10 protein-coding genes are annotated in these 13660 nt (G+C 59.9%); 1 reads left to right on the top strand and 9 read right to left on the bottom strand.

The genetic code is table 11. The annotated features are described in order from the left end of the window. Window positions 1–381: 381 nt before the first annotated feature. The 7 genes from LAP85_04240 to LAP85_04270 form a co-directional block, all read right to left on the bottom strand. Window positions 382–2016 carry a glycoside hydrolase family 43 protein gene (locus LAP85_04240; GenBank protein ID MBZ5495589.1) on the bottom strand — a complete coding sequence of 545 codons (1635 nt, stop codon included), beginning with the start codon at window positions 2014–2016 and terminating at the stop codon, window positions 382–384. Then, the gene (locus tag LAP85_04245; GenBank protein ID MBZ5495590.1) at window positions 2013–3230 is read right to left on the bottom strand and encodes an MFS transporter; all 1218 of its coding nucleotides are present in this window, start codon (window positions 3228–3230) and stop codon (window positions 2013–2015) included. Before LAP85_04245 ends, LAP85_04240 begins: the two co-directional genes overlap by 4 nt. Window positions 3231–3441: 211 nt before the next feature. After that, a complete protein-coding gene (locus LAP85_04250; protein ID MBZ5495591.1) occupies window positions 3442–4854 on the bottom strand; it encodes an MFS transporter in 1413 nt (470 codons plus the stop codon). 21 nt (window positions 4855–4875) lie between these two features. Next, complete coding sequence (gene garR, locus LAP85_04255; protein ID MBZ5495592.1) at window positions 4876–5760, bottom strand: 2-hydroxy-3-oxopropionate reductase; 885 nt, start codon at window positions 5758–5760, stop codon at window positions 4876–4878. Between the two features lie 85 nt (window positions 5761–5845). Continuing rightward, entirely contained in the window at window positions 5846–6787 is a 942-nt protein-coding gene (locus tag LAP85_04260; protein ID MBZ5495593.1) for a transketolase family protein, read from the bottom strand. Between the two features lie 3 nt (window positions 6788–6790). Beyond that, a complete protein-coding gene (locus LAP85_04265; protein MBZ5495594.1) occupies window positions 6791–7651 on the bottom strand; it encodes a transketolase in 861 nt (286 codons plus the stop codon). Window positions 7652–7664: 13 nt separating this feature from the next. Further along, window positions 7665–8522 (bottom strand): SDR family oxidoreductase, encoded by an 858-nt coding sequence (locus LAP85_04270; protein ID MBZ5495595.1) that lies wholly within the window; start codon window positions 8520–8522, stop codon window positions 7665–7667. 315 nt (window positions 8523–8837) lie between these two features. On the opposite strand from LAP85_04270, the gene LAP85_04275 reads away from it, so the two are divergent. Continuing rightward, the gene (locus LAP85_04275) at window positions 8838–9725 is read left to right on the top strand and encodes a LysR family transcriptional regulator (protein ID MBZ5495596.1); all 888 of its coding nucleotides are present in this window, start codon (window positions 8838–8840) and stop codon (window positions 9723–9725) included. Between the two features lie 34 nt (window positions 9726–9759). Here LAP85_04275 and LAP85_04280 read toward each other — a convergent pair whose 3' ends face one another. Together LAP85_04280 and LAP85_04285 are read right to left on the bottom strand one after the other, a co-directional pair. After that, complete coding sequence (locus tag LAP85_04280) at window positions 9760–12138, bottom strand: hypothetical protein (GenBank protein MBZ5495597.1); 2379 nt, start codon at window positions 12136–12138, stop codon at window positions 9760–9762. Window positions 12139–12161: 23 nt separating this feature from the next. Then, window positions 12162–13283, bottom strand: coding sequence for a xylose isomerase (locus tag LAP85_04285; GenBank protein MBZ5495598.1), 1122 nt, complete (start codon window positions 13281–13283; stop codon window positions 12162–12164). Between the last annotated feature and the right edge of the window lie 377 nt (window positions 13284–13660).

Here is a 13660-nt window from a genome sequence, read left to right on the forward strand (position 1 = left end):
TCCTGTCGACCGCAAGGATTCGCAGATTGGAGCATCGCCCTTCCAACCTTTTTCATCTCTATTTCCTCAGGTTGCGATTATGGCCAAGCTGCACGTCCACGCGAAGTTTTGTGCCAGCCTCCTACGACCTTCCCCGTCGATCCAGACGCCGGAGAGCGTTTTCCCGTGAACTAACCTCCTCCGGCGGGAGTCAGTCCCGATTGGCTTCTTCTGAATAGACCCATACTACGATCAAGATAGATCTGGAAAAAGCCGGATTTTTAAAAGAAACCTATCGAATTGTTAGATGTATTCCTGATACGTGAACGCCACTCTCGATGAATGGGAGACCTTTGGCGCCGCCCGGCAAATAGCAGCCTGGGTGGTTGATATGGCATCCAGTCACAGCAAGGCAGGCCGGGGTTGATAGCCTCGTTCAGAATACTCGAAGTAGTCAAAATCCGCCGCCCGGCGCGTTCCTGCACCGTCCTGGCAGCAGACACCCGCAAACGCCCCCGTGAAGTTGGGCAAGATCGGCGGACCGGCTTCGTCGGAGACGATGCTGGCATCAAAAACCCGCGGCAAAGCCTGCCAAGCCTGCCCGGGCAGTCGGTAAGCAAAAATCAGGCGCTCGTAATCCACATCCATGCGCAACTCGATGTTTCCCGTGCCCGCTGGCAGCGGAATCGGCGGAATGAAACTGTCGCCCACATCCGTCACGCACGACATGACGCGCAAATGACGTCCGATCGTTTCGTCCTCTGTCAGGAACAGGTAATGAAACTTCGTGGCGTGGTAATACAGGATGAGGCCGGCGGCTTGCTGAAAATGCTCCGGCTGGAATTCCATGCGCGTCGCGGCAGTGAAACAATAGGCCTGCTGTCGGCGGGCCACGAGCGCCTGCTCAAACTGGCTGCCCAGGGTCTCGCGGCCAAAGAGGCGCAGAAAGCCGGGGCGTTTCGAAAGGCTCCAGAGCTGCTCGGGATAGGGCGAACGAAGCCATTGAAAATCGATGGGCAGTTCCGGCGAATCGAAGTCCTCGCGGGCGGGCGGCGCAGGAAACCGGTGCTCCGGTAGGTTCGGCGCCGGGACGCTGGCCTGCGGCACGCCCTGGCCGTCGGTGGTGCGTAGCCACCCATCCGCTGACCAGACCATCTTCTGGATCGCCGTCTCCCGTCCCAGGACACAGCGGCCGCGATTGGGCAGCGGCCTGCCGCACAGATAGGCCATGTAGGTCTCGCCGTCCTGCGTATCCACTATTGAGGCATGTCCCGCGCGCTGCAACGTGCAGTCGGGCCGATCGCGCGCCGTCAGAACATAGGTATCAGGATGCACTTCGTAGGGCCCGTCAATCTGCCGCGACCGGGCCATGGTCACGGCATGGCCCCAAAACGTGCCGCCCTCGGCAACCAGGAGATGATAGTATCCGCCGCGCTTGTACAGATGCGGCCCCTCGGTGAAGCCGATCGGCGTGCCCCGGAAGATCAACCGCCGCTGGCCGATCAGTTTTCGTTCGCGCGGCGAGTATTCCTGCAGGGCAATGCCGGCAAAACGATTCCGGCCCGGGCGATGGTCCCAGAGCATGTTAAGCAGGTATTTACGGCCATCCTCGTCATGAAACAGAGATGGATCAAAGCCGCTGCTGTTCAGGTAGATCGGGTCCGACCAGTCGCCGTCGATGTGCTCGGCCGTCACCAGATAATTGTGATAGTCGCGCAGCGATGCGTTGGCCGTGCCGCCGCCCGACGCCCGGCCATACCGTTTCACGTCCGTGTAGATCAGGTGGAAAAAACCGTCGGCATAGGTCAGGCACGGTGCCCATATGCCGCAGGAATCCGGATCGCCGCGCATGTCCAACTGGCTCGCCCGCCGCAGAGGCCGCGTCAGCAGCCGCCAGTGCACCAGGTCCTTGGAGTGGTGAATCTGCACGCCGGGGTACCACTCGAAAGTGGACGTGGCAATATAGTAGTCATCGCCCACGCGCAGGATGGCAGGATCGGGGTTGAAGCCGCGCAAAATCGGATTGGTGATATTCACGTGGTCTTCCTCTCACGCACAACGGTCCACAAGACGATTGCGCCGATGATGTCCAGGATGCTCAGGCATACGAAGAACGGCGAATAGCCGATTCGGGTTACCAGCGCTCCCACGGTCAACGTAAAGATCAGCACGCCTGCGTTGCCCATCGTTCCAGCCATGCCGGCCACGGTCGCGACCTCGCTCCGCCGGAAAAGGTCTGATGACATCGTGATAACCGTCACCGAGAGCGTCTGATGGGCAAATCCGGCCAGGCTGAATAGCATGATCGCCACATACGGGTCATTGACCCGGCCTGCAAACGCGACACTGACCATCAGAACCACCCCCACCGAAAACGCAAGTCGCCGCGCGTTAATCAGCGATACGCCCATATACTTCTGCAGCGTCGCGGCCACCAGTCCTCCAAAAATGCAGCCGAAATCAGCCGCCAGGAACGGCAGCCACGAAAACAGCGCGATCTTTTTGAGCTCCCAATGGCGCTCGCTCGCCAGATACAGCGGCAGCCAGAACGACAACGTGCCCCACGTGGGATCGGCTAGAAAACGCGGGATCGCGATCCCCCAGAAATTCCGCTGCCGGAGGATCTCCCAGATTGACGGCCGTCCTCCTTCGTTGAGCGCCTTTTCCTGTCCCCTTACGATGTAGTCCCGCTCTTTCTCCGACAGCCACCGATGTCGCGAGGGCGAGTGATAGAGCAGCAGCCACAAACACACCCACACCAGACCCAGCCCGCCGCTGATCACAAACGCGCTTTGCCAGTTCAGGAAAACGACCGCAAAGACCACCAGCGGCCCCGCCAGCATCGACCCCGCCGAAGCCCCAATATTGTAAATTCCTCCCGCAAACCCCCGTTCTTGCGCGGGAAACCACTCCGCCGTCGCCTTCATCCCCGCGGGATTTGCCGATCCCTCCGCAAAGCCCATCAGCCCGCGCAGGAACGCCAGCCCCTTCCAAGACCCCGCCAGCCCATGCGCCATGTTGATCAAGGACCATGCCGTGGCGAAGATCGCAAATCCGATCCTGAGCCCCACCACGTCCAGAACATAGCCGCAGATCGGCTGCAGCATGATCATGATCTGAAACGCACCCGTGATCCACGAATACTGCGCTTCCGAGATGTGCAGCGTATCTTTGAGTTGCACCTGGGCCACCGACAGCGTGTTGCGCGTCAGATAGTTCAATACCGATCCCAGCATGATCAGGACGATCATCCACCACCGCAGCCCGGGGAGTTTGAACCGTTCAGAGGCTTCCACTTGAGATTTCGGCTTCACCAACTCACCACCTTCGGTGCGTACAATGTACGCAGTGCCACAGGTTCACGACCCAACACTGAACCGCAAAGACCTCGAAGACCGCAAAGGTCAAAGCGCACGCTTTCGAGGTCTTCGAGGTCTTTGCGGTTCCCCAACAGTCGCCGGTCTATGCGCGCTTGGGCAGACGCAGCAGCGGCATCAGGACCGCTGCCAACAGCCCGCATCCGGCGGCCACCAGCAGGAATGTCGGCCGGTTGAGCGACAGCCACACGCGCAGATTGGGACTCAAAAAATTCCCCATGAGATTCCCAATCGCATTGATGATGGCCAGCGATGCGGCGATCGCCGTTCCCGTAAGCAACTGCGGCGGAATCGCCCAGAACACTGCGAACGCTGCAAACCAGCCGATCGCAGTCATGGACAGTCCCGCCACCGTGAGCAGCGTTCCGGTCACCCCGCCGGCGAGGCGCGGTGCCACCGCCGCCAGGGCAAGTCCGACCGCCATCAGCCCGCACGCCCCCGCCGCGTGGAATTTGCGTTCGTTGCACCGGTCCGAGTGGCGCGCGATGGCCAGCATCGTGAGCGCCGCCGCCCCAAAGGGGATAGCCGACAGCAGGCCCACGTACAGCGACACGACATATTCGGGCGTCGGCGGCATGGCCGGCGCCGCATTCCCCGGTGCCGCCACCGCGATGATGTGCCCCTGCACCAGGGCGTCCTTGAGGATGTCGGGCGTAAAAAAATTTGCCGGGAAATAGGCCCATATCATAAGGCTGTAGATCAGCGACAAGGCCCAGGTGGAACGCGAGGCCAGCGCCTGCCGGAAGTCCGAAGCGCTGTGGCCCGCCACCTCCCGCTTCTCCCGGGCCATGATGTCGATCAGCCGCGAGCGCTCCACGGAGGACAGCCAGTGCGCATCCTCGGGCTTGTCCGTCAGGTAGAACAGAACGATCACGCCAACCATGATCGACGGCACCCCTTCCAGGAAGAAGAGCCACTGCCACGCATGCCCCGGAAGATGGAAGTAATCGGCCGCAGCCAGGAGGCTCCCGCCAAGCGTGTTTATCAGCACCTGGGCGATGGCCTGCGAAAGGAAAAACAGCGCCGACGCCCCTGCCCGATGGCGATGCGGAACCCAGTATGAAAGATACAGCAGCACGCCCGGAAAGAAGCCCGCCTCCGCCAGCCCCAGCAAGGCCCGCAGGATGTAGTAGGCCCACGGCCCGCTCGTAAACATGAAGCATGTCGAGACCATGCCCCAGGTGATCATGATCCGGGCGATCCACCGCCGTGCACCCACGCGCTGCTGGATAAGGTTCGATGGCACCTCAAAGAGGCAATACGGAATGAAGAAGACGGCCACGCCGATGGCGTACACGTTGTCTGTAAATCCCCGCACCGTCGCGATCATCGACGATTTGGCGATCGCGATATTGGCCCGATCGATGTAGTTGAGCAGGAAAAGCAGGATGCACAACGGAATGATCCGCCGCAGCACCTTGCGGATCAACTGATCCGTTTCGCTCTCTGCCGTGGCCGTGGCTGGCAGTTGTCCCGTAACTAGCCGCGACTCGTCCACTGCCTCCTCCAGCTTTGGCGCCTATTGGCCGATCTTCGTGCCGGAAATTTTCGCGTAGTATTTCGCCAGCCCGCTGTGGTCGTTCTGGCCGCAGCCGTCGGCGCGGAGCGTCTGCATCATCTCCATCACCTGGGCCGTCAGCGGCATGGGCGAGCCGACGCTGTGCCCGGTGTCCAGCGCGTTGTTCAAATCCTTGATGTGCAGGTCGATCTTGAAGCCGGGGTTAAAGTTGCCTTCCAGGATCATCGGCGCCTTCGCATTCATCACGGTTGAACCCGCCAGGCCGCCCTTGATTGCCTCGAAAACCCGCTTCGGATCGACACCTGCCTTCCTGGCCAGCGTGAACGCTTCGGCCACCGCCGCAATGTTGCACGCCACGATTACCTGGTTGGCCAGCTTGGTCGTGTTTCCCGCTCCGATCGGGCCGCAATGCACGGCACTGGCGCCCATCTTCAGCAGGATGTCCTTCACCGAATGGAACACCGCCTCGTCGCCGCCGACCATGATGGAGAGCGTGCCGTCGACGGCCTTCGGCTCACCGCCGCTGACCGGGGCGTCAATCATCTTCACGCCCTTCTGCTCGCATGCCTTGGCGATTTCCTGCGACGCCAGCGGAGCGATCGAACTCATGTCGATGAGAATCGTCCCCGCCTTGGCGCCCTCCAAAACGCCGCCCCTCCCCAACACCGCTTCCTTCACGTGCGGGGAGTTGGGCAACATCGTGACGATGATCGGGCATTGCTCGGCCACCGCCTTTGCCGAGCCCGCCGCCTCGGCGCCTGCCGATGTCACGGCATCGACGTTCTGCCGGATGATGTCGTAGCACACCACCTCATGGCCGGCTTTCAGGAGGTTTCTGGCCATGGGCTTGCCCATGATGCCAAGTCCGATGAATCCGATTTTCATGCCGTTCCTTCCTTTCAGAATACTGAAAAGGTTGAATAGCCCGCGTCCCCGCGCGACTGTATGAAAAGCCGCAAAGCGCGCGTTTCTAGGGTTTGCCGGCAGCCAGTTTCCTTGCTTTTTCTGCGATGTTGTCCGCTGTCAGGCCGAACGCCGCCTGAAGCTCCTCAGGATGATGCGCCGACTCGCCGAAGACGTCATTGATTGCCAGATAGTCCATAGGCACTGCGCTGCCGCGCAGCGCCAGCGCCGTCGCCGAGGCCAGGCCGCCGATATAGCTGTGCTCCTCAGCCGTAATCACTCCCTTCATCCCTTGGGCCATTTTCGCAAGGCCCTCGTAATCGAACGGCTTCATCGTCGAGATGCTCACTACCTTAGGGCTCAGGCCCTCCTTCTCCAGCAGTGAAGCAGCCGCCAGCGCCTTTTCCACCATCACCCCATGGGCCAGCAGGAGGATGTCCTTGCCCTCCCTGAGCACGCGGTGCTGGCCGATTTTGAACGTGTCATCTCTGGTCAGCACGTCCAGCACGGGATTCCGGTTCACCCTGATGTATACAGGTCCGGGGTGCGCCGCCGCCGCGCGCACTGCCAGGCGCGTCTCGGCCGCATCGACGGGTGTGAGGATCGTCATGTTCGGGATCGCGCTCATGATCGCCACGTCCTCGATCGACTGGTGCGTCGAGCCGTCGCCGAAATCCGACAGCCCGCAAGACGAGCCGCACACCTTCACATTCAGCTTGCCGATGGATATGGTCTGGCGAAGCTGATCGTACGCCCGGCCCGTAGCAAAAACCGCAAACGTGCTGGCGAACGCGATCTTTCCGCTGACCGCCAGTCCCGCCGCCATCGACATCATGTTGGCTTCCGCGATGCCCATTTCAAAAAAGCGGTCCGGGAACGCATCCTGAAACAGTACCGACATCGTCGACTTGCACAGGTCGGCATCGAGGACCACGATGCGCGGATCCTCCTTGCCGAGTTCGACAAGAGTCTCGCCATAAGCCGTGCGTGGATTGCTGTATGTTGCCATCAATCAAGCCTCCGTCTCATGAAGCAGAAATTCCGCCAGGGCTGCGTCGGCTTCTTTAAGGCCCAGCTCGTACTGAGCCTGGGTCATTATCCCGTTGTGGAAGGCCGCCTGGTTCTCCGCGAACGAGAATCCCTTGCCCTTGGTCGTGTGTGCGATGATGGCCGTGGGCCGTTCCTTGATCGTGTCGGCCGCATCGAGCGCCGCCACGATCTCCTCTATGTTGTGGCCGTCAATCTCCAGCACGTGCCACCCGAAAGCCCGCCATTTCTCGGGCAGCGGATTGCTATTCATCCGCTCGGCCACACGGCCCATTGCTGAGATGCAATTCTGGTCGATGATCGCGACGAGATTGTCGATCTTCCTGGCTCCCGCGAACATCGCCGCCTCCCACACCTGCCCCTCGGCCAGTTCGCCGTCGCCGAGGATGCAGTAGACCTTGTTGTCCTTTTTGTCCAGTTTCATCGCCAGTGCCATGCCGTTGGAGATCGACAGCCCCTGCCCCAGCGACCCCGTATTGGCCTCGATCCCCGGCGTCTTGTGAATGTCCGGATGGCCTTGCAGCATCGATCCGAGCTTTTTGAGTGTCACCAACTCCCCGGTCGGAAAGTACCCCAGTTCCGCCAGTGCCGCGTATTGAATAATCGCCGCGTGCCCCTTGCTCATCAGCAGCTTGTCACGTCCCTCCCATTTCGGATTCCTGGGATCGTGCTTCATCTTGCAGCCATAGAGCGCCGCGACAATGTCCGCGGCCGAGCATGAGCCTCCGATATGCCCGGCCTGTCCCACTCCGACCATCAAAATGATGTCCTTGCGCATCTTGGCCGCCAGATGACGGAGCTCGGTTACCTTCCCATTCCTGATCATGAACTCCTCCGAATCAGAACTTTGTGTCGTATTCCCAGGGCGTTCCCCCTGCCAGGCACCCACCATCCACATGATAGGTCTGGCCGGTCATGTAGCTGGAGGCATTGGAACAGAGCATCAACACTATCCCTACGATTTCTTCCGGCATACCCGGCCGGCGCATCGCGATGCGCTCCCGCAGGTACGGGGCGCGCGTCGGATGGTTCCAGGTGATCTGGGTCAGTTCTGTCAGAATGTGACCGGGCGCCACCGCGTTGGCTTGAACGTTGAACTTCGCCCATTCGATCGCCATGGAGCGCGTCAACGCAGAGACCGCGCCCTTCGTCGCCCCGTACACCGAAACACCCCCCAGCATCCCCTGGGCGTTGTGCGAGCTGAAATTGACGATCTTGCCGCCGCCCTGCTTGATCATGTGCGGCACGACCGCCTGTGTCATGAAGAACGTGCCCTTAAGGTTGACGTTCATGATGAAGTCGTACGTTTTCTCCTGCACATCCAGGAATCCCTCACGCTTGTTCACGCCGGCGCAGTTGATCAGAATGTCGATCTTCCCGAATTCCGCCAACACCGCCTCGACGCATTGGTGGATCGACCTCGTCTCCGTCAGATCAAGATTGAACGCCTTGGCCTGGTGGCCTGTGGGTATCATTTCCGCTGCGATCTCCCGGGCCCGGTCAAGGTTCACGTCACACACGGCGGTCTGCGCGCCAGCGCCGCATAGCCCCACCGTCAGCGCCCTGCCAATGCCCCCCGCGCCGCCGGTAAGCAAGGCTGTCTTTCCTGCTAGTGAGAACTGCGTCTCCAGATAACTGCCGATGTCGTTCATTTTCGCACCCGTCCTGGATACCCCGGTGACACCAACGGGAGCCATGTCCCTGGGCTCGCTCCAGAAAAAGCGATTTTTACATCATTAAATCCTGTTTTTCAAAGCAAAGCAGACCCAAAGACAATTCCCCCCGTTATACGTATGATCGAGGAACCTAAACCGTGGCTCCTTTATCCCCCCGCAAGAAACTCGGTAACGGGGATCCTTTCTCCTTGCATCTCACTTCGGCCCCAGGGTCCTGTGAAATTCCCATTTCTGGCAACAGACTATTCAGACGAGCCCATACTACTAAGTAATATCGAAGAAAAAGACGAATATTTTGGCTGGAATCTATCGAATTATTAGATGTATTCTCGACTCATGAAGACCACTCTCGATGAATGGGAAATTTTGCGCACCGTTGTTCAGTTGGGCGGCTTTGCACCTGCGGCGGCGCAACTCAATCGCTCTCAATCCACCATCAGTTACGCAATCGCCCGGCTTCAGGAACAGCTTGGGATCAAGCTGTTGGAGTTGAAAGGCAGAAAAGCCCAGCTGACTGAACTGGGTCGCGTGCTACTCGCCGACGCCGAACCCCATCTGGCTGGATTTCACCAACTCGAACAGAGAGCTCGATCACTCGCCTCAGGTGGAGAATCAGAGATTCGATTATCTGTGGACAGCATTTTTCCAGATGATCGGCTCTTTAAGGCTCTTTACGAATTCTCTCGGCGATTTCCCTATGCTCGGCCCAAACTCCGGCAAGCGACGTTTCTCTCCGCGGACTCTGAGCTCTCAGCGCAAAACGCCCACCTCTGTATTGCGGCACTGGCGTCACGCGAGTACTACGTCAAACCGATCCTGGAAATCAGGATGCTCGCAGTCGCCCGGGTGGATCACCCACTCCTCTCGCTTCCGCAGCCGTTGTCTCGGATAGACCTGATTCAGCACACAATCGTGACCATCGAAGGAGTAGCTTCTGGTGTCGTTCTGCGCCAGCCATCCAGTCCTGCCCAACGTTTTGTATCGGTCACCACCATAGAGGCCGCGATTGCTGCCGTTCGCAGTGGGTTCTGTTTCGGCTGGCTACCCATTTACCGGATCCAGCCTTGTTTGGATAATGGAGAATTGCTACCGCTACGTTTGCCGGTCGGCGGCACCAGGGTAGTTCGTCTCAACGTTATCTGCAAGGATCTAAGCCCCCGCCTCCGAGAACTCAATGTCCTTGCCGGTTTGTTCGGTATCAATCGCAAACCGGAATTGATTTAGTGCACTCGCTGAAAGCTGTGGTCGATCGTGACACTCACTTGAAGATATGCTGGGCGAAAAGGTACAGATTGTTGGCCCATTCCGTCCCGTCGTGGGCATTCGAATCCACGTGCCAGACGTGCGGTACACCTTTCTCTTTGAGGTATTTGTGGACGCCCTGGCTTACGCGGATCAAGCCGTCCTTGTTGCCGCAAGCAATCCACAGGAGCTTCAGTTTCTTTTTGGCGGCTGCAGGATCGGGCAGGAATTCGACGTCGGTGTACATCCCGCCGAACTTGTTCGTATTCGGGGCCGAGGAGAACCCACCAACAAAGGCAAAGGTTCCGATGTTATACATGCCGATGTTCAGGGACTGGCCGCCACCCATCGAGAGACCCGCCAGGGCGCGATGCTCGCGGTCTTTATACACGGAATAGTGGGACTCGATGTAGGGGATGATGTCCTTGATCAAGTCGTTTTCGAAAGGCTTTCCCCAGCTGTCGAATCCACCGCTGAACCCGCGGCCGGCGCCTGCACCGGCAGGAGCCCCAGCCCCGGCCCCGCTACGTGCACCGGGGGCGCCGCCGCGCGCTCCGCCTTGCCCGGGGGGTGCATTTACGGCATCGGCTGTTACGCTTGAATTGCCGTTAGGGAAGACGACGATCATCGGCTTCATCTTGCCATCGGCTATCAGGTTGTCGATGACGTTGTCCGCTTTGCACGCTTGCAGCCATTCGCGGTCGTTGCCGCCGATGCCGTGCAGCAGATAAAGAACCGGGTACTTGCGTTTTGTCGAATAGCCGGGCGGCGTGTAAACGCGGATCTGCCGCCGCGTTCCGAGTGTCTTGGAATCATATTGAACGGCCGTTATCTCGCCGTGAGGAACATTGTCGCGCCTGACATTGAACCCGGCGGGCGGATCGGGGAATGCGGGTTTGTCGTCCGGGCCCAACTCGATCGGCCCGCCGAATCCGCCTCTTCCGCCGGCTCCGCGAGCCCCTTGCCCGGGCACAGCACCTCGTGCAGCGCCCTGCTGGGCCACGGGCGGTGCGGGGGAGGAAGAGCCCTTGAACAGAAGAGGAGCAAAAGTATACAGACTCCTTCTCCAAGTCTGCCATTCGTGCGAGGTGCCGGGAGAGATGTACACGTAGCTGTTGGTGATCCCGGCGGCGACGAGTTGATCCTGGTGTCTTTTCAAGGCCTCGGGATTCTCCAACGGGGGTTCCGAGCCGAAACTCATGAAGAGGACCTTGACCTTCTTGTTGAATTCCGCAGGGTCGGCCATGGCACCGCTGTAGATCGTCTTGAGGTCGAGCGGCGCAGGCGCGGCTGTTGGTGCGGCGCCTGGCGCCGCGTTGCCGCGACCACCGGGACCAAACCCGGTGGCGGCGCCGCCGCTGAACAGGCCAATGTACGAGAACTTATCGAGGTTGACCATGGTAACGGAAGCGGTCTGCATGCCGCCCATCGAAAGACCCGCCATGGCTCGGTTGTCCTTGTCGGCAAGGGTACGGAAGTTGCTGTCGATCCACGGGATCAAATCATTGACCATAAGCTGTCCGTAGGGGCCGCCCCCGGGACCGCCAAACCCACGGCCGGCACCAGCACCGGCGCCTGGGGCAGCGCTACGACCCGCAGCAGCAGGAGCACCGGCGCCGCGACCTGCGCCACCCACGGCACTGGTTTCCATGACCACCATCATGGGTTTGGCCTTCCCTTCGGCGAGCAGGTTATCGAGGATCACATTGGTCCGGCCCATTTCGATCCAGACCCGCTCATCCTCGCCGCCGCCGTGCTGCAGATACAGCACCGGGTATCGGGTGGAGGTGTTGGTGTCATATCCCGGCGGGGTATAGACAAAGATGTGCCGCCAGGAATTGGATGTCCTGGAAAAATAGTTTTTGACCAGCACATTTCCGTGGGGCACGTCTTTCAGGTCATAAAAATCGACGCCCGGTTCCGGGATTTCAAAGGCATTGCACATGTGGCCGTAGCCGATGAACGCGTTGGTGGCCGGGTCCACCACGGCCGCGCCATCTACGAGCATCCAGTAGTTGTGATACCCGGGGCTCTGCGGTTCCTTGGTAGTGTAGGTCCACACGCCGTCGTCCCCTTTGACCATGTCATACGGAAGGGGCTGGAGTGAATTCGATCCAGATGTGACAAGGGCGACCTGCACCTTTTGCGCGCTGGGGGCGTTGAAGCGGAAGGTGACCCGCGAGTCCTCCTCGATCCGCGGATACTGGACACCGGGGAAATTGTATGGTGAAGGATGGGCCGGAACGGCGGGTGCGGAGGCGGAGCGCATGGGAGCAGCGACCATCTCCTGCCTCACGGCGGTCGTGGAATTGTTCGAAGCCTGACTTCCCTGAGCGAAACCGGTTCCACCGGCCAAAACGGAGGTGAACAGAACAAACAACAGAGCTCGCTTCATAAGCTGCACTCTCCCTCAGTAATCTAGTACATCTTGTCGAACGCCTTCTGTGCGCTGACGACCGCATGACGCATCATGTCTTCGGCTTTGGCGGTTTCGCGATGCGTCAGCGCCTTCAGCAAGGAGTCGGCATCGAGTTCCCTCGCCGCCTGTTCGCACGCTTCCCAGCTCAGCACGCTGCGGACCACGCGGTCGATACCTTGCGCGGCGTTGTCATAGGCGCGGGTCTGCATGTCGTGACCCTTCCAGCGATCGTAGCCGGCCTGCTGGATCAGCCCGGCAATGGCGACGTTCATCCCGTTGATGCGGGCCCCGTGGTCGATGTCGTACTTGCCCGGACCGCCCAGGATGACCCCGTCGTTATAGCCCTGGCTGTTGAGGTGCATGTGTACGCACATGCCGTTGTCCAGTTCCTCGACCGTGTCGGCCACGTGGTCCAGGCCGATCATCTCGGAGTGGCCGAACTCCTTGTTGACCCCCTTGTTTTTGAGTGAAATTCCGAATTCCTTCTCGACCCTATGCCAGAACAGCAGGGCACTGGCGACCGTCGGGATCAGCATAGCCGGGTGCCCTTCGTTGGGCTTGGGCTCGAAGCCGATGTGGAGCTGCCCGCCTTTGGCGGCCTCGTACTTGCACAGATCCGCGACGCTCTCTTTGAGGTTCTGGTACATCCGCTTGATGCCGACGGTGGCGATGTCATAGCCGAACGAGCCATTCCAGATCACAAACGCCGGGGCCTTCTCGGGGTGCCAGGCCTTCTTGAGCGAGCCGTAGGCAAGGTCCACGGTCCTGGTGCCGAGTTTCTCGGCCGCCTTGCGCTCGTTCGGATCGAGCGAGGCGATGCCACCGTAGCCAAAGTGGGTGTGCGCGCCGGGTGTGATCATCGCCAGGTACAGTTTTTCTCTCACCAACGCATCGGCTACGGCCGCGGCGTTGGCGTCGTCGACCTCGGCGTCGTAGTGCATCTCAATGCCGAGCACGACATGTTTCGGCAGACGCGGCCGAATCCGCTTGGCGACCAGTTCAATCATCTCAGGGGTGCCGAAGCCGCCTCCCCACTCCGGCCGCATATCCCCTGGTACGAACCCGCCCTTGCCCGGATTAAACGTCCAACGGCAAATGCTATGCAACGATTCTCTTGCCATCTTGATCACTCCTCAGTCTGATGTTTCCATTAGGATCTTGTTGATTGAATTCGTTGGAATCGCAGGCGGATTCCCCCTCCAGACGGAGATGGACAGGAATCTCAAGCCGCATCGGTATCGATCATCTGGCTCTGACCCAGTCGCGGGAGAGACCTCCCAGCTGCTGGTGCTCACTGCTTCTCACTCGACGGAGGTATCTTCACCTAATGACCACAGAAACCGCGTGTTGTCAAATGCAATCTCGTGCGTTACCGCCAGATTCGTATTGCGGCACGCCCTGCATATCCATAGGATAGGGATGTGATGCGGCAGCCGCCCACCCACGGCGGAATGGAATTATGCAGTAGAGCGCCATTGATTTGAATGCAACCTGGAAT

It is taken from the genome of Terriglobia bacterium, from assembly GCA_020072565.1.
Classification (GTDB): domain Bacteria; phylum Acidobacteriota; class UBA6911; order UBA6911; family UBA6911; genus JAFNAG01.